The organism is Microbacterium shimangi (assembly GCF_043556445.1).
Classification (GTDB): Bacteria; Actinomycetota; Actinomycetes; order Actinomycetales; family Microbacteriaceae; genus Microbacterium.
The window spans coordinates 67753-93005 of record NZ_JBIGII010000004.1 but is presented as its reverse complement, the minus strand read 5'-3'; the positions used below and the strand labels follow the sequence as shown (position 1 = coordinate 93005).

Below are 25253 nucleotides of genomic sequence, written 5' to 3'. Positions count from 1 at the left end.
CACGCAGCGACGCGGCCCGCCCCCGGAGGGACGAGCCGCGTCGTCGATGTTGCTCAGACCAGGTCGAACCGGTCGAGCTCGGTGACCTTCTGCCACGCGGCGACGAAGTCGCGCACGAACTTCTCGCGCGCGTCGTCCGATGCGTACACCTCGGCGAGGGCCCGCAGCTCCGAGTTCGAGCCGAAGACGAGGTCGGCACGCGTGCCGATCCACGTCGCTTCACCCGTGGCGTCGTCGTGCGCCTGGAAGGCGTGCGAGCCGGGGTCCAGCGGCTTCCACGTGGTGCCGAGCTCGAGCAGGTTCACGAAGAAGTCGTTCGTGAGCGCGCCCGGGGTCTCGGTCAGCACACCGAACGCCGAACCGTCCCAGGTCGCGCCCATGGCGCGGAGGCCTCCGACGAGCACGGTCGTCTCGGGCGCCGTCAGCGTCAGCTGGCTCGCCTTGTCGATCAGGTGGTATTCGGCCGGGAGCGACGCCGACCGGCTCTGATAGTTGCGGAACCCGTCGGCGATCGGCTCGAGCCACTCGAACGAGTCGGCGTCGGTCTGCTCGGGGGTCGCGTCGACGCGGCCGGGACGGAAGGGCACCTCGACCTCGACGCCGCCCGCACGCGCGGCCTGCTCGATGCCGGCGTTGCCCGCCAGCACGATCAGGTCGGCGATCGAGACGCGCTTGCCCCCGGTCTGGGCGGAATCGAAGTCGCTCTTCACGCCATCGAGCACCTCGAGCACCGTGGCGAGCTGGGCCGGGTTGTTCGCCTCCCAGTCTTTCTGAGGGGCGAGGCGGATGCGGGCGCCGTTGACGCCGCCCCGCTTGTCGCCACCACGGAAGGTGGATGCTGCGGCCCACGCCGTCGACACGAGCTGTGCCGTGGTCAGGCCCGACTCGACGAGCCGACGCTTGAGCGCCGAAGCATCCGCCGCGTCGATGAGTTCGTGGTCGACCGCCGGAAGCGGATCCTGCCAGATGAGGTCTTCGGCGGGCACCTCGCTGCCGAGGTAACGCACCTTCGGGCCCAGGTCGCGGTGGGTCAGCTTGAACCAGGCGCGGGCGAACGCGTCGGCGAAAGCATCCGGGTCCTCGAAGAAGCGACGCGAGATCTCGCCGTACGACGGGTCGAACCGCAGTGCGAGGTCGGTCGTCAGCATCCGGGGTTCACGACGCTTCGACGCATCGTGCGCCAACGGCACGAGGTCGGAGCCCGCGCCGTCCTTCGGGCGCCACTGCCAGGCGCCCGCGGGGCTCTTGAACAGCTCCCACTCGTACGAGAAGAGGATGTGGAAGAACTCGTTGTCCCAGCGGGTGGGGTGGTACGTCCAGGTGACCTCCAACCCGCTCGTGATCTGGTCGTCGCCCTTGCCGCTGGCGTGGTTGTTCTTCCAGCCGAGGCCCTGCTCTTCGATACCCGCGGCCTCGACGTCGCCCTCGAGGTTGGAGTCGGGCGCCGCACCGTGGGTCTTGCCGAAGGTGTGACCGCCGGCGATCAGCGCGACGGTCTCTTCGTCGTTCATCGCCATGCGGCCGAAGGTCTCGCGGATGTCGTGCGCCGCGAGCAGCGGGTCGGGGTTTCCGGCCGGGCCCTCGGGGTTCACGTAGATGAGGCCGAGGTGGGTCGCGGCGAGCGGCTTCTCGAGGTTCTTCGCCTCGCGTCCGCCCGGGAAGCGCTTCTCGTCGCCCATCCACTCGGTCTCGGAGCCCCAGTAGACGTTCTCAGGCTCCCAGACGTCCTTGCGGCCGCCGGCGAAGCCGAAGGTCTTGAAGCCCATCGACTCGAGCGAGACGTTGCCCGCGAGGATGAAGAGGTCGGCCCACGACAGGCTCTGCCCGTACTTCTTCTTGATCGGCCACAGGATGCGGCGACCCTTGTCGAGGCCGACGTTGTCGGGCCAGCTGTTCAGCGGCGCGAAACGCTGCTGGCCGCTGCCGCCACCGCCCCGGCCGTCCCAGACGCGGTAGGTACCGGCGCTGTGCCAGGCGAGGCGGATCATCAGCGGACCGTAGTGTCCGAAGTCGGCCGGCCACCAGGGCTGCGAGGTAGTCAGGGTTTCGAGGATCTCGGCCTTGACGGCGGCGAGGTCGAGGCCCTGGAACGCCGCGGCGTAGTCGAAGTCTTCGCCGAGCGGGTTGCGCTCCGCCGGGTTGTACGCCAGCAGGTCGATGTTCAGCTTGTTCGGCCACCAGGTGTGGTTCGGGTCGCCGGACGTGGGGCGCGGAAGATCCTCGTGCATCACGGGGCAGCTGGCACCCGCGGCGGTGGTCTCCTCGCCGGTGACGGTGGTCGACTCGGTCTCCTCGTCGGTGACGACGGGGGTATCGCTCTCAGTCATTCGGTTCCTTCTACGGGGTTGGCAGGGACAGGGGAAAGACGAGCGGATGCTGCGGCGTCACTGCACGAGCTGCAGAGACCCCAGAACGTCACTTCGGCCGAGACGAGCGTGAAGCCGCGGGTGTCGCCGGGCACCATGCAGGGCGCGTGCCCCACGACGCAGTCGACGTCTTCGACCCGGCCGCACGACGTGCACACCAGGTGGTGATGGTTGTCGTCGACGCGCAGCTCGAAGCGGCCGGGCTGGCCCGCCGGCTCGATGCGTCGCACGATGCCGGCCGTGGCGAAGTCGCCGAGGGCGTTGTAGACCGACTGCAGGCTCGTGTGCGCGAGCACCGGACGCACGTGGTCGAACACCTCGTCGGCGCGGGCGTGCGGCATGTCCTGGAGGGCTTCGAACACCGCGACACGCGTGCTGGTCACGCGAAGTCCGACTGCCCGGAGCGCACTCTGGGAAGCGGATTCGGCGGAGGTTGACGGCACGTCCCCACCCTAGCGTCGTTCTTTTGATCTGATCAAAAGAGTCGTGCTCCCGGGCGTGTCCGCGTGTCGACCGCGCTGCGTCTCAGCCGGCGATGAGGCGCGGCGTTCCGGCCTCGTACTCGGTGAGATCGCCCGACTCCCCCTCGAGTACGGCGCGCCGGCCCAGCACCAACACGTAGACCAGGAACACCGCGAGGGCTGCGGCGCCGATCGTGAGCTTGATCTGCCACGGCCACGGCTGCGGAGTGACGAAGCCCTCGACGAGCCCGGAGAGGGCGAGCACGAACACCAGGCCGACGGCGATCGTGCCGAGCGAGCGGCCCGCCTCGGCGAGCGCTTCACCCCGTGACCGGGCACCGGGTGCGACCCACGCCCAGAAGATGCCGAGTCCGGCCGCCGCGGCCACGAAGATCGCGGTGAGCTCGAGCAGACCGTGCGGGAGGATGAACTGGAAGAAGATGTCGCCGCGCCCGAATGCGAACATGATCGCCGCGGCCTGCCCGACCCCCACGGCGTTCTGGATCACGACCATGACGGGCCAGAATCCGGTGATGCCGAAGATGACGCACTGCGCGGCGATCCAGGCGTTGTTCGTCCACACGGTTCCTGCGAAGACGGCCGCGGGGTTCTCGGTGTAGTACCCGGTGAACTCTTGATCGGCGTAGGCCTGCAGATCGGCCTGCGGACCGAGCGCCGCGAGGGTCGCGGCATCCGACGAGATCCACACGGCGACGAGGGCCGCGACCAGGGTGAAGGCGAGGGCGATGACGAGTGTGGCCCACCGCACCCGGTAGAACGCCGCCGGAAGCTGGCGCACGAAGAACCGCGGCACCTGGCGAAGGACGTTCTCGCGCGCCCCGGTGAGGCGCAGCCGCGTGCGGGCGAGGAGGGTGGACACGTGGTCGCCCTCCGGAGTGCGGCCGGCGGAGGTCTTGATGTCGGCGAGATCGGCGGATGCTGCGCGGTAGCGCGTCACCAACTCGTCGACTTCGGGTCCGCTCAACCGACGGCGGCGGCCCAGTTCGTCCAGGCGCGCCCATTCGTCACGGCGCGCGGCGGTGAGGGCATCGAGGTCCACTGGTTAACTGTATCCATGACGCAGCCGCCCGCCCCGGTTCGGATCCCCCAGGAGGAGACGCTCACCGGTGAGGCCGTGGCCCTCGACGTGCAGCCCCTGGGGTTCTTCCTGCGGGCGGTCGGACTCCTGATCGACGTGGTCGCCTCGCTGGCGGTGCTTTTCCTGTTCCTGTTGGTCGCCACCTACCTCATCGGCGCGGGCACGGTGAGTCTCGACGTTCTACCCATTCTCGGCATCGTTGTCCTCGTCCTGGTCTCCGTGGTTCTACCCACCACGATCGAGACCGTCACCCGCGGGCGGAGCCTGGGCAAGCTGGTCGTCGGCGGACGCATCGTCCGTGCGGACGGCGGCGCGGCCGGGTTCCGTCAGGCGCTTCTGCGCGCTCTCGCCGGCGTGCTCGAGATCTGGCTCACCGTCGGCGCGGGCGCTGCCCTCGTCGGGGCGTTCACCCCCCGGTCTCAGCGGCTCGGTGACCTCCTCGCCGGCACCTATTCGGAGCGCACCCGCACCCAGCCGCTGCCACCTCCGGCCCCGGGTGTGCCCGACGTCCTCGCCGACTGGGCGCGTGTCGCCGACGTCGACCGCCTCCCCGCCCGGCTCTCTTCGCGCATCTCGCAGTTCGTGAGGCAGGCTCCGGATCTTCTCCCCGGCGCACGGGCGCGGCTCGCCGCGTCCCTCGCCGCCGAGGTCGCCCCCCACGTCGCGCCGCTCCCCGCGGTCGACGCCGAGACGCTGCTGCGCGGGGTCGCGGCGGTGCGCCGTGATCGAGAATGGCGTGCGCTCCAGCGGCGGAACGAGAAAGTCGCCTCCCTGCTGGCGGGGACCGACGACGTGCTGCGCTGAGCCGTCAGACCTGCAGGGTCTCGTGGCGGACGACGATCCACCCGCGCGGGACCGAGAGCCGTTCGGTGTGGATCGCGCACAGGTCGTGCGCGTGAAGATCGTCGGCGCGGCCCAGCGGACCCACGGCGGCCATCTGATCGCCGTAGTCGTACGTCAACGTCGACACGGCCTCGCGGGCGCAGGCCACCTTCGAACACAGTCTCTCGCGCATCGTCCACACGTTAGTCGCGTCATCCCCCACGCCTTCGACGCCACCCCGTGCGGCGCCCACCCCGTGCTCGGGGCACCCCGCGTAAGATGACGCCATGGCGTGGCGACGAGTACGGGAACCTCTTCCTGCGCGTCCGACGCGTTCGTCACGACACGGCCGGCACGGGCGCGAGAACCGCAGCCCCGTGGTGCGGCCCCCGCTCCCCCCACTCGATACCCGAGCCGATCGATTCGAACTCACGGTGGGCACCGCCTCGGAGTTCCTCCGGTCGGCGTGGGACGAACTGCGCGACGTCTCGTTCGAGATCGGCATCATGCCCCCGCTGGTCGAAGATGCCGGAATCCCGCGCTGGCGCGTGCTCCGCGAAGAGAAGCGCATCATCGTCTACCGCGTTCCGATCGAGCGCCTCAGCCACCTGCATCGCGACGACGAGATGCACCGCCGCATCGTGATCGAGGGGTGCGTCTTCCGCGCCGCCGCCGAATACCTCGACCGCGATCCGTGGGATCTCGGGCCCGAGCGCTTCCGCTTCTTCTGATCTCCGGCACCGGCGAAACCTTTCGGAAACACCGGACGTTGCTGTCCGGTGCTCTCGTGAAGCTTGTGTTGCAGGCGCATTAATCGGCCCTTCACGCCCTCAGCCGACTCATAGGCTCGCGCTCGGTAGCGACGGAGATCGCTCGCTCCCACTCCCCCGACGCCTGGCGAGTGCTTCGTGCGCCCGCGTCACGCCCCTCTCATCGATGGAGAACTGTGAGTACTCGTTTGTCCTTGCGGGCCAGGGCGGTCGCCGTAGCGGCCTGCCTCGTCACGCCCGTTCTGGCCTTTGCCTCGGCCCCCGCCGCATTCGCCGCCCCCGCACCTGATCCGGTCGTCGCCTCGGGCGACAACTGGACGGTCACCACCGCACCCGGTGGCTACGTCGTCACCTACGAACTCGACGAGCCCCTGCCGATCGTCGACGACGCACCCACCCTGCTCGTCGACGGCAAGACGCTCGGCTTCGCCGCCGAGTCCGCCGACGGACTCTCGCTGTCGATCACCACGACCGACCCCGCCGTGGCGTCTGCCGGGGCCGTCGAGAAGAGCTGGTCATCGGGTGAGACCGACAAGGCCGCCGAGAGCGACAGCTCGACGGTGTCGGTCGAAGACGACAACGACGCGTTGCTGCGCCAGCTCGACGCTCTCGCGCCCCTCGCCGCGGTCGAGGATCCCTCCGACCTCGGCCAGTACACGGTGACCGAGGCCGAGTACGACTTCGGCGACCGCGCGGTGCCCCTTGCGGGCATCAGCGGAATCCGCGGCGAGATGACCGGAAAGATGTACCTGACCGATGCCCCCGGCGCTCGGCCCACGGTGGTCCTTCTCCACGGTCGCCACTCCTCGTGCTCCGGACCGGACGCGAACCCGCTCCGGTGGCCCTGTGGCCCGACCCAGATGAACATCCGCTCCTACCAGGGCTACGAGGGCACAGGACGGGCTCTCGCCTCGCAGGGCTACAACGTTCTGTCGATCGCGGCGAACGCGGTCAACTCGAACGACAACCAGCTCGCGCTCGACTACGGCGCGCAGGCTCGCGGACAACTGGTCCTCGACACGCTCGGAATGCTGCAGCAGGCCTCCGCCGGCCAGTCGGTCGCATTCGATGACGTCTCGTGGCCGAACGCCGAAGGCGAAGCGGTCACGACGACCCGCACGCTCGACCAGGCCCTCAGCTACGCCACCACGCGCGGCGATGCGCCGTCCGCAGCATCCGGTGTCACCGCCGCGTCGCTGCAGGGTCGATTCGACCTCACGCGGGTCGGCGTCATGGGTCACTCCCGTGGCGGCGAGGGTGCGACCTCGGCTGCGACCCTGAACCAGGGTCTCGAGAAGCCGTACGGCATCATCTCGGTGCTGCCCCTCGCACCGGTCGACTTCGGCCGCATGACCGTTCCCGACGTGCCGCTCGGCGTGTTTTTGCCCTACTGCGACGGCGATGTGTCGAACCAGCAGGGTCAGCACATGATCGATGACTCGCGCCACGCCTTCGGCGACGACACCCTGCGGTCGGCCGTGTGGATCATGGGCGCCAACCACAACTTCTTCAACACGGTGTGGACGCCCGGCCTCTACCCCGCCGGCACCGGCGACGACTGGAGCACGCGCGACCTGACGTCGTCGTGCTCGACGACCGACTCCACCCGCATGACCGCCGCCGAGCAGTACCAGGTCGGCGTGTCGTACATGACGGGCTTCTTCCGTCTGACGATGGGCGGCGAGACGAAGTTCCAGTCGCTGTTCGACGGGTCGGTCAAGCCGAGCACCACCGCCACCGGCTACGCCGACGTGCGAGTGATGGCTTCGCAGCCGAAGAGCGCCACAACCCTGGTGACCGACTTCGCCGCGAACAGCACGCTCACCCGTACCTCGGGCGCCGCGACGGCCCAGGTCTGCTCGAACCTCGACACCGCCACGGCCCTCCCGCAGCCGACCCCGTTCTGCGCGTCCCGCGCAGTCGGCAGCTCGCGGGTGCCGCACTGGACGCCGGTGCGCTTCGGACCGAACGTGCCCTTCGCGGTCACCCGCGTGCTGTGGACCGGGTCGAGCACGACCGACCCGGCCGCTCCGAGCACCGGCGAGCTGCGGGTATCCATTCCGTCGGGCATGCGCGACGTCTCGACGCGCTCGCAACTGACGGTGAAGACCGCCCCCGACGAGTCGGTTCCCACCGGTACCGACTTCACGGTCACGGTGCTCGACGGCAAGGGCAACACCTTCAGCCGCGCGGCCTCGGCGATCAACCCGCTGGCGATCAACCGCATGCCCGGTGGCACCAACGCCACGCTGAACAAGATCGTGCTGCAGCAGCTCACGATCCCGACGGCGGAGATGACGGGCATCGACCTCACCGACGTGCGTGAGGTGCGCTTCACCGCAGGTATCGGCGCCGACGGCACCGGCTCGGGCGGCGTCTACCTGTCGGACCTCGCTTTCGACACTCCGACGCTGGGTACCCCGGTCGTGCAGACCCGCACGACCATGAACATCGCCTCCACGATCATCGAGGAGGGCGACGCCCCCAGCACGACCGACGTCGCGGTGTACCTGAACCGCGCTGACACGCAGCGGATCACCGGATACATCAGCGTGATCGCGTCGACCGTTCCCGCGGCGGCGGGCACCGTGGGCGCCGGCGTGAAGCAGGTGACGTTCGCGCCCGGCGAGACCTGCCAGGTCGTCACCGTGCCGGTCGTCGGCAACGACGTCGCGTCACCCCTGAGCGCAGCCAGCTTCACCGTCAGCGCGACGAACACGACGAACGCCGTCATGGGGTCCGACGCCTTCGGTGCGCTGCTGGTGCGAGAGGACGACGGGACGATCGCTGCGAACCCGACGACGCCGGCGGTTCCCGAGCTGCCGCCGGTCGGCACCCAGGGCGACGCCTGCGCGGAGTACGCCGCATCCGTGGTTCCAGGAGAACTGACCGCATCTTCGGACGAGGTTGCTCCGGGCGGCTCGGTCGTGCTGACCGGCACGGGCTTCCGCGTCGGTGAGAGCGTGGCCTTCACCTTCGGCGACGAACTGCTCGAGCCCGTGATCGCGAACGCCGACGGTATCGCGACCATCACGGTGGACGTGGCCGACGACGCGACCCTCGGCGCCACGATCGCCTCGGCGAGCGGCCTGGGATCGGGTCGCGTCCTCACGACGACCGTGTTCGTGCTGGCACCGACGACGACCGAACTGGCCGTCGTTCCCACGGAGCCGGTGGAGGGCGAGTCGGTCCGGCTCGTCGCCACGGTGACGGGCGATGACACCGAGGGTGAAGTGACCTTCACCGAGGTGGCACCGGGCGCAGCACGCGCGGTCGGCGACACGCTCGGCACCGCGCCGGTCGTCGACGGGACGGCCGTCCTCGAGCTGCCCGCCGGCCTCGAGGTCGGAGACCACACCCTGGTCGCGGCGTTCGCTCGTACCGACGTGGCCGGAGCATCCGAGTCCGAGCCCGTGACGATCACCGTCACGGCTGCGGTCGAAGAGGTCGAACCGACACCGCCCCCGGGCACGGGTGAAGACGACCCGGGCACCGACGGCGAAACGCCGGGCACGGACGACGCAGACCCCGCCGGCGACCCGGACGGTGTGCTGCCCGCCACCGGTGGCGACGCCATCGGATGGGGCTTCGCCGCAGCGGCCGCCCTGCTCGTCGGAGCCGGCGCGACGATGGCGATCCGACGGCGGCGATCGCTCGTCTGACGCCTGAGATCGAAGAAGGGTGTCGCCTCCTCGCGGGGGCGGCACCCTTCGTCGATGGGGCGAGCCGGCTCGCGTCAGGGGTAGACGGTGATGGGCGGGGCGGCAGCATCCGACGCCCACACGGCGAAGGACGCGAGCGAATCCGCCGACGCGAATCCGACGCCGGCGTGCACCGGGCCCGAGGGGGCCATGCGGTAGATCGTCCCCGATGCGACGGTCACGGCAGTCGACCCGCCCGCCGCGACCGAGACCGTGCTCGGCGCACCGCCCGCGGTGTCCTCGAGCGTGACCGTGACCTCGTCCGATCCCGCGTTGGCGATCGTGAGGGTGGGTTCGGGGCCGTTCGGCACGGCGAACACGCTGGGCGTCGAGACCTCGGGAGCCGACGCGTACCAGGCGAAGTCGGCGCCCGCCCCGAAGCCCGTCGCCTCGAAGGTGCCGGTGACGATCGGTACGGATGCGTCGACCGTCACGGTGTAGCGACCCGGCGCGAGGTCGTCGAACGCCAGCGAGGTGGGCACGCCGGCGGTGAGGGGCACGGTCGACGTCCGCCCGGCCGCAGAGGCGTCGAGCGGCTGCACCGCGACCGTGGCCTCGCCGTCGTTCCCGGGGGCGAGCAGCCTCACGATCGTCGCCGAGTTGGCGGCATCGGGAGCGCTGACCACCGAGACGCCGGGGATGACCTGGCGGTTCGTCGCGGCGGCGACGGCGCCGACCTGGTCGACCCCGCCGGGGGTCAGGACGCGGGTGATACTGGCCTGCAACGAGGCGCGCACGGGCGCGCCGGTCGCGGTGATGCGCACGACGGGGCTCTCTTCGTCGAGCAACAGACCCGCCAGAGGCACGGCGATCTGCGTTCCCGCCGCGATCACGCGGTCGGCGCCACCGGGCGGGGTTTGCGGGCCGCTGACCCCGAAGACCGTCAACTGCACCGTCGCCGCGACATCACCCGGATTCGAGACGATCACGAGGTCATTCGAGCCGGTGGTGGTCGCGCCGCCGACGAGCCACGACTCCATGAGGGGCGTGGTGCACGACGACGCGGCGAAACCGGCCAGGTCGGCATCGGCGACCGCGGCAGACCCCGATGCCGCGAGCTCTGCCCGGTCTGCGCCGACCGGCGCGGCCGAGAGCACCGTCGGTTCGGTCCCGGCGGGCCCGGCCACGGTGACGGGCTGCGCGCTCGTCGACGACGGCCCGGACACGACGGCCTGTGCGGCGGCGACGCTGAGCGACGACGCCTGCTCGACGGTGCGCCCGAGCGCGAGAAGCGGACCATCGCAGGCCACCACCGACGCCGACGGGGCCGGCGTCGTCGTCACGCTCACGGGGTCGGCACGGAGGGTCGGCCAGGGCGCGGCGACCCCCGCGATGACGGCGGCCACCGCCCCGACGGCCACGGTCGCGCCGATGACGACGCGGGCGCTGGTCGCGGCCCACCGCCGCCCACGTGAGTCGGTCATCGCGTCTCCCCCGGGGTCGGTCCGACGATGCGCGGCGAACGACGCGCGATGCCGCGACTGGCAGTGGTGGGCACGGCGAGAAGCAGCGCGATGACGAGCGCGGCGATCTGCCCGGCGGCGATGATGCGGGCGGTGTCGCTGGTCGCCGTCGACGGCTCGGCGCGCGGCTGCGACGGCTCGGTCACGCGCCACAGCGTGCCCCGCGCCGTCTCACCGACCGCGTCGAGACCACGCAGCTGGTCGAGCGACGTCGAGGCCGACAGCTGCAGCGACGCAGCGGTATCGGCCGCCGACGCGTCGCCGGGAGCGAGGAGGACGAACCCGATGCCGTGCGAGGCGAGTTGCGACACCGCATCCACCGCCGAGGTCGTCACGAGTCCGGCGGCGAGATCAGCCACCTCCTGGTCGGAGGCGTCGGCCTCGTCACGGGTGGCGACGATGGTGCTCTGCCCGCCCAGCGTCTCGCTGCCGCCCCAGACGACCTTGACCCGCAGGCCCGACCCCGTGGGGTCGAGCACGAGCGTTCCGAGACGGGCGTCGTCGCGTCCCTCGGCCGCGACATAGGCCGGCAGGGTCGAGGATGGGCCGTTCGTGAGTGCCGACTGACCACGGACCGAGAGGGTGAGTGCGGGCACGGAGGTGACAGCGAGCGCGCCGAGTACGACGACGGCGGCCAGCGGACGGACGAGCCGCATCCGCGGCACCACACCCGCGTCGAGCGTGAGCATCGCGGCGCCGATGGCACCCAGCCACGCGAGGCTGAGAGCAGCACCCGGCCAGATCGGCACGGCCGACGCGTCGGCGAACGAGACCGATACACCGACGACGGCGAAGGCCGTCGCGAGACCGCTGCCGGCGATGACGAGCAGGCCGCCGCCGCTCACCCAGCGCGGGGTGAGCACCGACAGGAGCGCCAGCACAGCCAGCGGCGCTGCGAGCAGAGCCACCCACCACACCGGTGCGCCGGGCAGGAACGCCGACCAGCCGCCGGGGTCGGACACCGGTGACCCGGTGGCCAGGAGAAGACGGCCGACGGCGTCGGGCGAGACCGCGTCGCCGGCGAAGGGAACGCCCGGGTCGGCGAGCAAGGCCCACGGTCGCCCCGCCCGCACCTGGTGCCAGACGAGAGGCGCGAAGGCGACGATCGACGGAACGACGACCCAGATGATCTGGCCGATGCCGCGCCCGCGCTGCGCAAGGCCCGCACCGATCAGGGTCGCCGCCCACAGCAGCACGAACGCCGGGGCCAGCGACGGCGCGCACGCGATGACGGCGGCGAGGAGAATGGATGCCGCGCCCGCCGCGGCCCACGATCGGTGCGCCACGCTCGCGGTATAGAAGAGCCACGGCAAGAGAAGGTGTACCAGCACACCGGAGGGTCGGCCCTCCGACAGTGCGGCCAAGAAGGTCGGAGCGAGCGCCCAGGCGACGGCGGCGGTGAGCCTCAGCATCGACCGTTCGGTCACACGGGTGCTGGCGAACCAGGCGCCGACGACGGCGAGCGGGAGCGCTGCCAGCCACAGGACGACGAGGGCGCGCGACGGCTCGGCGGGCGACAGGGTGCCGAGGAGGGCGATGACCGCGGCGAAGGGATCGGCGGGCCCGACCGTCGCGAGTCCGATCGCCCGCTGCCCGAAGCCCGCATCGGCCCACAGCTGCCCGACCGTGGCCTGCAGCGGAGCGAGCGCGCCGCCGCCGAGACTCGGCCACGCCAGCAGGGCGGGGAATGCGGCGACCGAGACGACGATGGCGCCGAGCACGACCCACGCGCCGCCGCCGGTGAAGAACCGCAGGTCGGACCTCACCGGAGCCGTGGGCTCGGCGTCGCCGTCGAGCCGCAGCCGCAGTTGCGTGCGGCTCACCCGGAGGGCGGCCAGTCTCGGCCAGCCGACACGTTTCACCGCCTTGATGCGCCCGCGTGCACGCGCCACGGCGTCGAGCCGAACGAGCACGCGCAGGGTGGCGCCCCACTCGGGCCAGACGCGGGCGGGCTCCTTCGAGATCAGGTGCGTGACGGTTCGCCAGAGCGCGAGCGGAAGCAAGGAGAGCCAGTGCAGCACCACCGCGAACGCGGGCGCGTAGCTCAGCCGGCGGTGCAGCTCGGCGGTGCGCATCGCGAAGGCGCGGCGTCCCGCACGGCGCCCGACCGGAACCGACGCCACCCCGTCACCCGCGACCGCGACGCGTGCCGTCGGCACGAGGGTGACCAGGTCGCCCGCGAGTCGGGCACGGACACCGAGGTCGAGACCTTCGTCGGCACCGGCCAGAGCGGGGTCCAGCCCCCCGAGCGCGCGCCAGTTCTCGCGACGGACGAGAATGCCGCGCACGTCGGCGCCCAGCACGTCGGCCACCGCGTCGTGCTGCCCCTGGTCGAGTTCCCCGGCGGCGAGCTCGACGGCGCGCCCGGTGCCGGTCATGCTGACGCCGAGCGAGACGATCTCGGTGCGATCGTCCCACTGCACGAGTTTCGGAGCGGCCATCGCGAGCGAGGGCGCGAGTTCGAGGGCACCCGCCAGGCGGGTCAGGGCGTCGGGTTCGGGTGCGGTGTCCTGCGCGAGAAGCCACACGGCATCGCCCGTGAGGCGCGGGGTCGCCAGGGCTGTCGCCGCGGCGAACCCGGTGGAGTGCGGGGCCGTGATGACACCCTCCGCACCAGACGCTGCCGCGATCTCGGTCAGTGCAGCGTCACCGCCGCACAAGACGAGCGTCAGTGCGTCGACGGGCCGCGTCTGTGCGCGGAGTGCGTCGAGCGTGCGCTGCAGGTGGAGCGCAGTGGGCGTGCGTCCCTCGGGACGGACGACGAGGATGGCGTGAACTCGCGCGGGCATGGCGCGATAAGCCTAGGCGGCGAGGCTGTGACGCTCTGCCGCACGCGCCGGGCCGGCGAATTCCCAGGTCAGCTGGCGCGACGCTTGAGCTTGCGGCGCTCGCGCTCGCTGAGCCCGCCCCAGATGCCGAAGCGTTCGTCGTTCTGCAGGGCGTATTCGAGGCAATCGGAGCGCACGTCGCACGACGTGCAGACGCGCTTGGCGTCTCGGGTCGAGCCGCCCTTCTCGGGGAAGAACGCCTCGGGGTCGGTCTGCGAGCAGAGCGCATCGGTCTGCCACGACAAGAGGTTCTCTTCGGCGACCTCGGACTCGCGACGCACACCGGGAACACCCAGTTGAACCGGATCAACGAACCAGTTCTCGGGTGCACCGGAACGATATTCTGACGCCATTTCGTCCCCCTTGCGATCCCGCCGCGTGTCGCTCACGCATTCATAATTACACCGGTGTTATTCGCGTAGGTCAAGTCGCGGATACTAAAGCCTCAAGCCCCGCTTGAAGCTTCTCCGCGCTCCCACCGGCGTGTCGCGCCGACCGGTCCGTTCCTCTGCGACCGGCGTCCACCTCCGGGCTGTTGCGCCTCCCCGGCCGCACTAACTCAGGCTGAATGGCGGCGCCCCGAATGCCGGCCCCGTCATTCCGGGGTCGCGCCTCTGAAGCGCCGTTCTGAGCCTGAGTCAGTGCGCGAAGGAGGTGGGCACAGTCGGTCAGGCGTCGCCCGGCATGGCGATGAAGAGTTCGCCCGACCCGTCGACAGCGAGAGGTGCCTCGTCCGCCGTCGCGAGTGCGGCCTGACCGGGCGCGAGCTCCACGCTCGTACCCGACGCGCCGGTCACGCGGATCGAGCCGCGCGTCGCGAGCACGATGGCGGACCCGCGCAACGCCGCCGACGCGCTGTCTCCGTCGACGACCAGGTGCAGCAGAGCGAAGTCGGGCACGCCCGCGTCGAAGAACTGCGACGTGTCGTCGAGCCGCACCGGGGTGAGGATCGGCGGCGGTGAGGGCGCAGCATCCAAGAGTCCGAGCAACTCTCCGACGTCGATGTGCTTCGGCGTCAGTCCGCCACGCAGAACGTTGTCGCTCGCGGCCATGAGCTCCACACCCAGCCCCGCGACGTAGGCGTGCAGAACGCCCGCGGGAACGAAGATCGCCTCCCCCGGTCGCAACGACACGAGATTCATCAGCAAGGCGACGACGACGCCCGCGTCTGCCGGGTAGGCCTGCGCCAATTCACGGGCGAGAGCGAGCTCCGCCGCGAACTCGGCCGACGTCCCACCGACCGCGGCGGCGATGATCCGCTCGATGTCGGTCCTCGCCGCCTCGCCGAGCAGCCAACCGATGGTGCGGCGCAGTGCTTCTTCCGCATCCGCCCCCTCGAGGTGCGCACGCAGTTCCTGGGCACCCTCACCGAGCGCGTCGACCAGCCGCCGGGTCGCGTCGAGATCGCGCAGACCCGCGAGAGCGACGAACGGGTCGCTCACCGCGACGATGAGCTCGGGCTTGTGGTTGTCGTCGCGGTAGTTGCGGTTGCCGGCATCGCGAGCGACGCCCGCCGCCTCTTCACGGGCGAAGCCCTCTTCGGCCTGCGCCTTCGACGGGTGCGCCTGGATCGACAGCGGCGCCCCGGCGGCGAGCAGCTTGAGCAGATAGGGCAGCCGCGACGGCACATCGCCCGCGGCGGCCTCGGCCGGCAGCCACTCGTCGAGCGTGCGTCCGGTGCCGTCGTGCACCTCGGAGGGCGAGCCAGGGTGATCCCCGAACCACACCTCCGCCTCGGGGCGCCCGCTCGGCTCCCGACACTCGAGGTCGGCGATCAAGGTCATGGATCCCCACGCGTAGTCCCTCGGCGTGTTCGAAATGCGAGTCAGCACGCCCCCAGCCTATGGGCGCCCCGACGGTAGCCTGAAGACACGATGGCAGTCTTGACGAAGCATCCCGCGTCCGCGCCCCCCGAGGCGCCGCCGCGTGAGACGACGGGGCATCTGCTGCTGCGCGGCTGGTGCGTGTTCGTCCTCTTCTCGGCCCTCGCCGGCACGGGCTGGGTCCTCGCGATCGGCAGCGTCGGGGCGGGAGTCCTCGCGGCCGCGGCGACGCTGCTCTCCGTCGTCTTCTGGCTCGTCCTGCATCCGCCGCTGCAGTGGCGGCGCCTGCCGTGGGTCGCGCTCGCCTTCGTCCTCTGGGCGGCCGTCCCCGTGATCTGGAGTCCGAACCCCGCGAACGCTGCGGTGGTGTGGATGCTGCTGACTGCCGCCTCGATCAACGCGATGTTCATTGCTGCGGCGCTGACCTGGCGCGACGTCGTCCGCTCCATCGCGTCGGCGGTGAAGTGGGTGATCGGTCTCTCTGTCGCCTTCGAGGTCGCCGTGGCCATCTTCGTCGGGGGTCCGATTCTCCCCGGCTTCGTCATCGCACCCGCCGGCGGCGACTCGGCGGCCTACTGGTCCAGCGGAGACTTCTTCGGCGACGGTCCGCTCGAGGGGATCGTCGGCGACCCCGGCGTGCTCGGAGCCCTCATGGTGCTCGCCATCATCGTCTTCGTCATCCGCTTCGCTGCCCGCGCACCGCGCCGGCCGGTGCTCCTGGTGTGGATCGTGGTCGCCGGCTTCATCCTGGTGCGCTCCGGCTCGACCGTGTCGCTCCTCGCCGTCGCCGGGGTGACCCTCGTGCTCGCGACGGTCCTCCTCATGCGCACCGCCACGCACCCCGGCGAGCGCACGCGTTACTACCTCCTCTACGCGACGGCGGGCATCGCCGGCGGCGCGGTCGTGTGGATCTCGTTCGGCGACTCGCTCGGCAGCGCCCAGGGCGCGTGGGCGCAGGTGTTCGACCACCTCGGACCGATCGGCGTCGTGCTTCTCGCGATGGCGCTCCTCGCCTTCATCTGGCGCGCATGGTTCTTCGCCGTCGACCGCCCCCGCTTCGACCTGGTGGCCGATCGCCCCTACTCCCCCCTGGCCCTGCTCCCGACGCTGCTGGCCACCCTCCTCCTCGTCGAAGGGGTGGCCGAGCCGGGAGTATTGCTTCTCTGGGGCTGGATGCTGCTGGTTCTGCTCGGCGCCAAGATCAAGCAAGCACCCCTGGTCGGCGTCGGACCGGCAGAGCAGAGCCTCGCGATCGAGCGCGGGGAAGCGCCGCGGGCGGCAGCCTGACCCGCCGCGTCACAGGGCCCAGCCAGAACGCGCGGGTAAGCTTCCGGCGTGGCCGCAACCTCGGTCCGCAGCATCCCGGAGAGTCCATAAACGTGACCCACGTCTTGCAGAACGTCGTCTTCCCGCTCGATCGAGACCCCGATCTGCTCCCGTTGTACGCCGACCCCGAGACCTGGTCGGTCATCGACGAAGAGCCCGTCCGCGTCTCGAACCGGGCGCAGCTCGGCAACGTCCTCGACCGCCGGCGTGCCCGCATCGTGTCGGGTCGCCGGGTGTCGTTCGGCACCTACTTCAACGCCTTCCCCGCCTCGTATTGGCAGCACTGGACACCCGTGCGCAACGTCACGCTGACGGTGCGGACGAGCGGTCCGGCGACGATCCTCGTCTACCGTTCGAACGGCGGCGGCGTGAAGCAGCGACTCGAGACACGCGAGGTGTCGGGCGAAGAGACGTCGGAGTTCGCCCTCGTTCTCGATCAGTACAGCGACGGCGGGTGGATCTGGTTCGACATCGCCGCCGACGAGAAGGCGGCGATCTTCGAAGGCGCCGAATGGACCACCGAACAGGAGCCGACGCGCACCGGTAAGGCGTCCATCGGCATCACGACCTATAACAAACCCGAGTACTGCGTCGAGACTCTGGCGGCGTTGGCCGATGCTCCCGACGTGCTCGATCTGTTGGATCGCGTCTTCGTCATCGACCAGGGCACGCAGCTCGTCGCCGAGCGTGCGGAGTACCCCGCGCTGGCCGAGCGACTCGGCGACACGCTCGAGGTCATCACCCAGCCGAACCTCGGCGGGTCGGGTGGCTTCGCCCGCGCGATGCTCGAGACGCTCGATCGGCCCGACAGCGACTTCGTCCAGCTCCTCGACGACGACGTGCGCATCGAACCCGAGTCGGTTCGCCGTTCGGTGGTGTTCGGTCGCTATGCCTCCTCGCCCACGATCGTCGGCGCACACATGTTCGATCTTCTCGATCGTCCCAAGCTGCACGCCTGGGCAGAGGTCGTCGACGACCAGCCGTTCATGTGGCGCGCCCTTTACCAGGAGGAGCTGCCGCACGACTTCAGCGTCGCGAACCTGCGGCAGACCCCGATGCTGCACATGCGGCTCGATGCCGATTACAACGGGTGGTGGATGTGCCTGATCCCCCTCGAGATCATCCGCGAGATCGGCCTCTCGCTTCCCGCTTTCATCAAGTGGGATGACGCCGAATTCTCGCTGCGCGCCCGCGACGCCGGCTACCCGACCGTCTCGATGCCGGGAGTGGCGCTGTGGCACGTCTCCTGGGTGGGCAAAGACGACTCGATCGACTGGCAGGCCTACTTCCACGCGCGAAACCGGATCGTTGCCGCGCTTCTGCACTCCCCCGTTCCCCGTGGTGGGACGCTGCTGCGTCACAGCCAGCGGGTCGATCTGAAACACCTCATGATGATGCAGTACTACCCCGTGGAGCTTCGCCATCGGGCGCTGCGCGACATCCTCTCGGGTCCGGCACACATGTGGCGGACGCTCCCCACGGCGATGCCCGAGGCGCGCAAGCTGGCCGCAACGTTCCCCGAGACCAAGATCCACAAAGACTCCGGCGTCCCGATGCGCGCACGGCGCGGGCGCCAGGTGTTCAAGCGGCGGAAACAGCACGAGTTCGACAGCCCGACGGGGCTCATGCTCCGCACCTTCACTCTGCGCACTCTGCTCGCGCACTGGATCCACAGCCCGAAGCCCGCGAACGTCGCGCAGCCCGAGGTCGAATTCGGAAAAGGTGATGCGCACTGGTGGCGCATTCCGACCTACGACAGCGCTCTGGTGAGCGCCGCCGACGGCTCGGGGAAGAACGTCTACACGCGCGATCGGGCGAAGTTCCGGCGGATGCTGGCCGAGACCATTCGACTCCATCGGCAGCTCCGGCGCGAATGGCCCCGGCTGTCGCGCTCGTATCGCAAGGCCCTGCCCGACCTCACTTCGGAACGCGTGTGGCGCGAGACGCTGAAGGGACAGCGATGACCGACGGCACCTCGACGCCCGCAGCGGTGTTCGACCCCGCCACGGTGACGATCGCGATCGTCACCTACAACCGCTCGCACCTGCTCACCCGACTGCTCGAGAGCATCGGCCGCATGGATCCGAAGCCCGGTCACGTCATCGTGATCGACAACGCTTCGACCGACGACACGACAGCGGTCGTCGAATCGCTCCGCGCGCAGCTCGGAACCGAGCTCGTCTACCGCCGCCTCGACACCAACACCGGCGGATCGGGCGGGTTCAGCGAGGGGATGCGCGTCGCCTACGAACTCGGATCCGAGTGGATGTGGCTCATGGACGACGACGTCGAGGTCATCCCCGACGGTCTCGCCCTGATGGGAAAGTGGGCGCCCCGCTTCCAGAGCGTGCAGGGCCGCCGTTACGACTACGACGGCAGCGCCTTCTACTGGCAGTACCGTGTGGCCGAATCTCTGGCGATCCCGATTCCGTTCGCGCCCGCCGGCTTCGACGCGTCGGGGTTCAAAGAGATGAATTCCGGATGCTTCGAAGGCATGTTCATCCACCGCGACATCGTGCGCCAGATCGGGCTCCCCGACCCGCGGTTCTTCATCTACTGGGATGACCAGATGTACGGATGGCTTGCGTCACGCATCACGACGTCGGTGATCGTCGACGATTTCGTGTTGCGCCGCACCCGCGAGATCAAGCAGCACGACTTCGGCGTCCGTCATATGAACGCGTCGAGCAACGCGTATCGCTTCTACATCATGCGCAATCGGGCATACATCAAGAAGTACTACCGCGCGCACGGGGTGTACAAGCCGATCCCCTTCGCCGTCGGAACCGCGCTGACCTTCATCAAAGAGCTCATCCGCCTCGCGCTCGTCGAGCGCACGCTGCGCGGAACGGGCCATCTGTTCCGCGGCATGCGCGCGGGTCGGCAGATCTCACGGGACCGCACGTGGCGTCCGATGCCCGAGCTCCCGCCCCTGTCGCCCGGCTCGGGGGCACCCCGAGAGGGATGATTCGCGAGGCGGGCTCACGCGAGGTGGTTGTTCCACATCGAGAGTGCCGCACCGATCGCCATGTGCATGTCGAGGTACTGGTAGGTGCCCAGGCGTCCGCCGAAGTGAACAGATTCCTCACCCTTCGTCAGGTCGCGATAAGCCAGCAGTGCCGCGCGGTCGGCCGCCGTGTTGACCGGGTAGTAAGGCTCGTCGTCGTGCGTGGCGAAGCGTGAGAACTCGCGCATGATCACCGTCTTGTCCGCCGGGTACCGATCGGCGCGCTCGGGGTGGAAGTGCTTGAACTCGTGGATCCGCGTATAGGGGACGTCGGCGTCCGCGTAGTTCATGACGCTCGTGCCCTGGAAATCACCGACCGGCACGACCTCCTCCTCGAAGTCGAGCGTGCGCCACGAGAGGGCACCCTCGGAGTAGTCGAAGTACCGGTCGACGGGACCCGTGTACACGATCGGGACCTGGCCGACCGTGGCGTTCTTGTTGAGGGGTTGCGTTCCGTCGAAGAAGTCGACCTCGAGCTTGACCTCGATGTTCGGATGATCTGCCATGCGCTCGAGCCAAGCGGTGTACCCGTCGACGGGAAGGCCCTCCCACAGGTCGTTGAAATAGCGATTGTCGTAGGTGTAGCGCACGGGGAGCCGCGAGATGATCTCCGCGGGCAGGTCTGTGGGGTCCGTCTGCCACTGCTTCGCGGTGTAGTCCCGGATGAAGGCCTCGTAGAGAGGTCGTCCGATGAGGGCGATGCCGCGTTCCTCGAGGTTCGCAGCCGACTTCGCGTCGTACTCGCCCGCCAACTCGGAGATGAGCGCGCGAGCTTGGTCCGGCGTGTGGGCAGCCTCGAAGAACTGGTTGATCGTCCCCAGGTTGATGGGCAACGGGAACACGACGTTCTTGTGGTTCGTGTACACGCGGTGCACATAGCTGGTGAACCGCGTGAACCGGTTGACGTACTCCCACACGGTGGGGTTCGACGTGTGGAAGAGGTGCGCTCCGTACCGGTGCACTTCGATCCCCGTCGTCGGCTCGATCTCGGAGTAGGCGTTTCCTCCGATGTGGTGACGACGGTCGATCACCGTCACTTTCCGTCCGGCTGCGGCGGCGCGTTCCGCAATCGTGAGACCGAAGAATCCCGAACCGACGATGAGCAGATCCATGGGTGAGGCCTTCGTGTCGTGGGCCGGCGCAGATCTGCCGGACGCGTCATTCGATCCTACTTCGGCGGTCGACGCCGCCTCGCATGGCGCAGCGGCCGCTCAGATACCGTCGGATACGATGGCTGACTGTTGTCAGCAGAGAGCGGAGCACATGATCGAGACGTGGGGACAGGTCGCGGCGCCCTTTGCAGCATCCGCTATCGCTCTCATCTTCCCCGGCCTCGTCGTCATGATCTCAGGCTGGGGATGGCGTCGTCCAGGGTTGCTCTTCTTCGCGCCGGCCGTGTCGATGGCACTGCTCGCCGTCTCCGCCATCCTCGCCCCGATCGTCGGGCTTCCGTGGTCCCCCCTCCCGGTGATTGCCCTGACCGTCGTCGCGGCGGTCGTGGCGTTCTTCCTCCGCCGTTGGGTGCGTGACGACGCCCCGCCACGTCTGCCGGCACGCGTCGTCGTCGCCGCTGTGGGGGGCTTTGTTCTTGCGGCCGTCGTGATCTCGGCGCAGCTCGCGTGGGTGTTCGTCGACCCCGACAGCATCTCTCAGACCTTCGACGCGATCGTGCACCTGAACACGGTCGCGTTCGCGATCGATACTTCGAACGCCTCGGCATTCCACATCGGCGCCACTTCCGACATCGCGTTCTATCCCAACGCGTGGCACAGCGTCGCGTCGCTGGCTGCCGAGATCACGGGCGTCTCCACGCCGGTCGCGGTGAACTCGGCGAACCTCGCGATCGGGGCGATCGCCTGGCCGGCCTCGTGCATCGCCCTGGCCTCGGCGTACTTCGGCGACCGAGCGGCCGCATTCGTGGTGCCGGCGGCGTTGTCGACCGGATTCGGCGCATTCCCCGTCCTGTTGCTCATGTTCGGCGTGCTCTACCCCAACATGGCCGCGTACGCGGTGCTGCCCGCGGGTATCGCAGCCGTGCTGCTGCTGTGCCGGGCCACCACCGTCGCGGCGCGCACCCGCGCCGCCGTACTCCTGGCCGTCGCGTCCGCGGGAATCGGCCTGGCGCATCCGAACGCCTTCCTCGCTCTGTTCGCCTTCGGCACCGCGATCGTGGTGCTCGAGGTGCTGACGTACGTGCTCCGGGAGCGCACGCGGAGGAGCTGGATCACCGGTGGCGCGATCGTGGCCGCGATCCTCGTCGTCGGCATCCTTCTCTGGCGTTTCTCGCGCACCGGGGAAGACATGTCGCGCTGGGGCCCCTGGCAGACCAGCGCACAGGCCGTCGGCGAGGCGCTGCTGGTCTCTCCCCGCCAATACTCCGTGACCGTCCTTTCGGCCGCACTCCTGATCGCCGGGCTGATCGTCATCGCGCGCCGCCCGCGCAACCTCGTCGTGGGCGCGCCCTTCGCCGTCGCCACCGTCCTGTTCGTCCTCGTCTCCGGCACGGCCGTCGGCAACGTCGTCCGCGAGGCGCTGACGAATCCCTGGTACAACGACTCCTACCGCTTGGCGGCGCTGCTGCCCGTCGCGGGCATCCCCGTCGCCACGCTCGGCGCGATCGCTATCGTCGACGCACTCTCCACGCTCGCGCGGCGCCGCCGTCTCCCCGTCGCGGTGACGGGCGTCGTGGCGACCCTCGCCGCCCTCGCCCTGTTCTCCGTCAGCATCGGTCCGAACGTGTCGCGCACGATGACGGACGCCCGACAGGTGTACACGGTGAACGCCACCTCGGCGTTGCTCACCGCCGACGAGCAGCGGCTCCTCGAGCGCCTCCCGGACACGACACCCGACGACGCACTCATCGCGGGCAGCCCCTGGACCGGTACCTCTCTGGCCTACGCGCTGACGGGCCGGCAGGTGCTGGAGAAGCACGTGTTCGGCTCGCTCAGTGATGACGAAGAGTATCTCGACGCCCACCTGCGAGAGATCGACACCGACCCCGAGGTCTGCGCGGCCGTCGACCGGCTCGGTGTCGACCACGTACTCGACTTCGGCTCGCAGAACGTGTTCAACAACCCCGGGTCGGGAACGGCGTGGGCCGGTGTCAACGACCTCCAGCCCTCGGACTCGCTCGTGCTGGTGGACTCAGAGGGGCCCACGGCCCGCCTGTTCCGCATCGAGGGGTGCTGACCCCGGTGACGGGCCGCGCAGCCGTCGCAGTCGCGTATGACTGCCTGTTCCCCTATTCCACCGGTGGCGGCGAACGTCAGTATCGGGCATTCGCCCGCGAGCTCGCTTCCGAGGGCCGGGACGTCGAGTATCTGACGGCCGTGCAATGGCAGGGGCCCACACCTGTGGAGCAGCCGTTCGCCATCGTTCCCGTGTGCGGTCCCCTCGAGCTCTACTCGGCCGGCGGCGTCCGCCGCATCCCCGCCGCTCTTCGCTTCGCCGCGGGGCTGTTCGGAACTCTCGTCCGGCGGCGGCAGCGCTACGACGCCGTCATCGTGAGCGGTCTGCCGGTGTTCAATGTCTTCGCGACCCGCCTCGCGCTCCTCGGCTCCGACACGAAGGTCGTCGTCGATTACCTCGAGGTATGGCACCGGCGGCAGTGGATCGAATACGCCGGTCGTTTGACCGGGACGATCGCCTGGATGCTGCAGAAGTCGGCGATCCGCGTGACGCCGATCGCGACGTGCCACTCGGAGCTCAGTGCGACGCGGTTACGTCGGGAGGGCCTGCGAAGCGAGCCCATCGTGAGCCCCGGCCTCATCGACGCCGAGGCGGGGGCCGCCGAGGCGACGCCCGCCGCCGCACCGCCCTACGTTCTTTACGCGGGGAGGCACATCCCCGACAAAAGGGTCGAGGTGCTTCCCGCGGCCGTCGCCGCGGCTCGCGTGGGCATCCCCGATCTTCGGCTGATCATCCTTGGAACCGGCCCGAGCACGCCTGCCATCCGCGCCGCTGTCACCCGGGCCGGAGGGGAGAAGTGGACGGATCTCCCCGGTTTCGTGGACGACGAGAAGCTCGAGCAGTTGATGGGCGGCGCGCTCTGTCTCGCGAACCCCTCTCGACGCGAGGGCTACGGACTCGTAGTCGTCGAGGCGAATGCACACGGCACTCCCGTCGTGCTCATCGCCGACGAGGGCAACGCATCGACCGAACTGGTCGATGCCGGCGTCAACGGAATCGTCGCTCCCTCACCCGATCCCGGCGACCTCGCCGACGCGATCCGCGCCGTCGCCGAAGCCGGCGACGGAATGCGCGAGTCCGCGCGCTCGTGGTACGACGACGCCGTTCGCACACGCACCATCCGACGTACCGTGGAGGGCATCGTGTCGGCCCTCGACCGGCCGGCCGCTCCCGCGGCGAAGACGAAAGCAGGAACCACGTGACAGACCCGCAGGCCGGCGAGGCCCTGGAGCTCACCATCCTCATGCCCTGTCTCAACGAGGCGGAGACCTTGGAAGTGTGTATCCGCAAGGCGAAGGGCTTCCTCGCTCGAAGCGGTATCCGCGGCGAGGTGCTCATCTCTGACAACGGGAGCACGGACGGCTCCCAGGCGATCGCGACCCGCCTGGGCGCACGCGTGACCGACGCCCCGCGCCGCGGGTACGGAGCTGCGCTCATCAACGGCATCGAAACCGCCCGCGGGCGGTTCATCATCATGGGCGACGCCGATGACAGCTACGACTTCGAGAATCTCGACCCCTTCGTCGAGCGTCTACGCGCCGGCGCCGATCTCGTGATGGGCAACCGTTTTCAGGGCGGCATCGCCCCCGGGGCCATGCCGCCGCTCCACAAGTACCTCGGCAACCCCGTTCTCTCCACCATCGGGCAACTCTTCTTCCGACCCGGCATCGGCGACTTCCATTGCGGTATGCGCGGGTTCAACCGCGACCGCATCAGCGACCTCGACCTGCAGACCACCGGCATGGAATTCGCCTCGGAGATGGTCGTGAAGGCATCCCTCGCCCGCTATCGCGTCGAGGAGGTTCCGACGACGCTGAAGAAGGATGGCCGTTCGCGGCCGCCGCACCTGCGCAGCTGGCACGACGGCTGGCGGCACCTCCGATTCCTGCTGCTCTTCTCCCCTCGCTGGTTGTTCGTCTACCCGGGTCTCGTCGCCTTCTTCCTGGGCGCGATCGCTGTCGGCGTGCTCGCCTTCGGCGGTGTGCGGATCGGCGGCATCGGCTTCGACGTCACCACGATGGTCTATGCGAGCGCACTCTGCGTGATCGGCTATCAATCCCTGCTGTTCTTCTGGCTCACCAAGCTCTACGCGACGCAGGAGGGCTTCCTCCCTGCGAGCAACCGATTCAAAGCGATCGTTTCGCGCTGGACCGCGGAGCGGGGCCTGCTGATCGGCCTGGCGCTGTTCGTTCTCGGGATCATCATCGGCATCGTGCAAGTCGCGCGCTGGGGCAGCCTCGACTTCGGCCCGCAGGATGCGTCGGAGGTCGTCCGAGTCGCCATCCCCAGTGCACTCGGGATCATCCTGGGGTTCCAGACGCTCATGATGAGCTTCTTCTCCGGAGTGCTGACGACCCCCCGCCGGGTGCAGCGTCCGGACGCCGTCATCGAGAACTGA

General features: G+C 69.6%; 18 protein-coding genes. 9 read left to right on the top strand and 9 right to left on the bottom strand.

Annotated features, from left to right (window positions below; all coding sequences use genetic code 11):
- Positions 1-53 precede the first annotated feature (53 nt).
- From katG to ACFXQA_RS07295, 3 genes are all read right to left on the bottom strand, one after another.
- Positions 54-2327 (bottom strand): catalase/peroxidase HPI, encoded by a 2274-nt coding sequence (katG, locus tag ACFXQA_RS07305; protein WP_394519163.1) that lies wholly within the window; start codon positions 2325-2327, stop codon positions 54-56.
- Positions 2324-2749 (bottom strand): Fur family transcriptional regulator, encoded by a 426-nt coding sequence (locus tag ACFXQA_RS07300; protein WP_394519162.1) that lies wholly within the window; start codon positions 2747-2749, stop codon positions 2324-2326. The genes katG and ACFXQA_RS07300 overlap by 4 nt, the downstream gene beginning before the upstream one ends.
- 142 nt (positions 2750-2891) lie before the next feature.
- On the bottom strand, positions 2892-3887 hold the full coding sequence (locus tag ACFXQA_RS07295; RefSeq protein ID WP_394519161.1) for a stage II sporulation protein M: 996 nt from the start codon (positions 3885-3887) through the stop codon (positions 2892-2894).
- 15 nt (positions 3888-3902) lie between these two features.
- On the opposite strand from ACFXQA_RS07295, the gene ACFXQA_RS07290 reads away from it, so the two are divergent.
- A complete protein-coding gene (locus ACFXQA_RS07290) occupies positions 3903-4730 on the top strand; it encodes an RDD family protein (RefSeq protein WP_394519160.1) in 828 nt (275 codons plus the stop codon).
- 4 nt (positions 4731-4734) lie between these two features.
- Here the strand turns inward: ACFXQA_RS07290 and ACFXQA_RS07285 are convergent, their stop codons facing one another.
- On the bottom strand, positions 4735-4941 hold the full coding sequence (locus tag ACFXQA_RS07285) for a DUF3499 family protein (RefSeq protein WP_394519159.1): 207 nt from the start codon (positions 4939-4941) through the stop codon (positions 4735-4737).
- A 241-nt stretch (positions 4942-5182) separates the two neighbouring features.
- On the opposite strand from ACFXQA_RS07285, the gene ACFXQA_RS07280 reads away from it, so the two are divergent.
- The gene (locus ACFXQA_RS07280; RefSeq protein WP_394519158.1) at positions 5183-5479 is read left to right on the top strand and encodes a hypothetical protein; all 297 of its coding nucleotides are present in this window, start codon (positions 5183-5185) and stop codon (positions 5477-5479) included.
- A 215-nt stretch (positions 5480-5694) separates the two neighbouring features.
- Positions 5695-9180 carry an Ig-like domain repeat protein gene (locus ACFXQA_RS07275; RefSeq protein WP_394519157.1) on the top strand — a complete coding sequence of 1162 codons (3486 nt, stop codon included), beginning with the start codon at positions 5695-5697 and terminating at the stop codon, positions 9178-9180.
- 74 nt (positions 9181-9254) lie between these two features.
- Here ACFXQA_RS07275 and ACFXQA_RS07270 read toward each other — a convergent pair whose 3' ends face one another.
- From ACFXQA_RS07270 to manA, 4 genes are all read right to left on the bottom strand, one after another.
- Positions 9255-10643 carry a DUF5719 family protein gene (locus ACFXQA_RS07270; protein ID WP_394519156.1) on the bottom strand — a complete coding sequence of 463 codons (1389 nt, stop codon included), beginning with the start codon at positions 10641-10643 and terminating at the stop codon, positions 9255-9257.
- A complete protein-coding gene (locus ACFXQA_RS07265; RefSeq protein WP_394519155.1) occupies positions 10640-13471 on the bottom strand; it encodes a glycosyltransferase in 2832 nt (943 codons plus the stop codon). The genes ACFXQA_RS07270 and ACFXQA_RS07265 overlap by 4 nt, the downstream gene beginning before the upstream one ends.
- 68 nt (positions 13472-13539) lie before the next feature.
- Entirely contained in the window at positions 13540-13863 is a 324-nt protein-coding gene (locus ACFXQA_RS07260; RefSeq protein WP_394519154.1) for a WhiB family transcriptional regulator, read from the bottom strand.
- 315 nt (positions 13864-14178) lie between these two features.
- Positions 14179-15342: a mannose-6-phosphate isomerase, class I gene (manA, locus tag ACFXQA_RS07255; protein ID WP_394519153.1), complete on the bottom strand. Its 1164-nt coding sequence runs from the start codon at positions 15340-15342 to the stop codon at positions 14179-14181.
- A 42-nt stretch (positions 15343-15384) separates the two neighbouring features.
- On the opposite strand from manA, the gene ACFXQA_RS07250 reads away from it, so the two are divergent.
- From ACFXQA_RS07250 to ACFXQA_RS07240, 3 genes are all read left to right on the top strand, one after another.
- Positions 15385-16620 (top strand): O-antigen ligase family protein, encoded by a 1236-nt coding sequence (locus ACFXQA_RS07250; RefSeq protein ID WP_394519152.1) that lies wholly within the window; start codon positions 15385-15387, stop codon positions 16618-16620.
- A 92-nt stretch (positions 16621-16712) separates the two neighbouring features.
- Entirely contained in the window at positions 16713-18623 is a 1911-nt protein-coding gene (locus ACFXQA_RS07245) for a glycosyltransferase (RefSeq protein WP_394519151.1), read from the top strand.
- Positions 18620-19627: a glycosyltransferase family 2 protein gene (locus ACFXQA_RS07240; protein WP_394519150.1), complete on the top strand. Its 1008-nt coding sequence runs from the start codon at positions 18620-18622 to the stop codon at positions 19625-19627. Before ACFXQA_RS07245 ends, ACFXQA_RS07240 begins: the two co-directional genes overlap by 4 nt.
- 14 nt (positions 19628-19641) lie before the next feature.
- On the opposite strand, the gene glf is transcribed toward ACFXQA_RS07240, so the two are convergent.
- Entirely contained in the window at positions 19642-20778 is a 1137-nt protein-coding gene (gene glf, locus ACFXQA_RS07235) for a UDP-galactopyranose mutase (protein WP_394519149.1), read from the bottom strand.
- A gap of 151 nt (positions 20779-20929) precedes the next feature.
- On the opposite strand from glf, the gene ACFXQA_RS07230 reads away from it, so the two are divergent.
- The 3 genes from ACFXQA_RS07230 to ACFXQA_RS07220 are packed head-to-tail and all read left to right on the top strand — an operon-like array spanning position 20930 to position 25253.
- The gene (locus tag ACFXQA_RS07230) at positions 20930-22855 is read left to right on the top strand and encodes a DUF6541 family protein (RefSeq protein WP_394519148.1); all 1926 of its coding nucleotides are present in this window, start codon (positions 20930-20932) and stop codon (positions 22853-22855) included.
- Complete coding sequence (locus ACFXQA_RS07225; RefSeq protein WP_394519147.1) at positions 22849-24057, top strand: glycosyltransferase family 4 protein; 1209 nt, start codon at positions 22849-22851, stop codon at positions 24055-24057. The genes ACFXQA_RS07230 and ACFXQA_RS07225 overlap by 7 nt, the downstream gene beginning before the upstream one ends.
- Positions 24054-25253, top strand: coding sequence for a glycosyltransferase family 2 protein (locus tag ACFXQA_RS07220; protein ID WP_394519146.1), 1200 nt, complete (start codon positions 24054-24056; stop codon positions 25251-25253). Before ACFXQA_RS07225 ends, ACFXQA_RS07220 begins: the two co-directional genes overlap by 4 nt.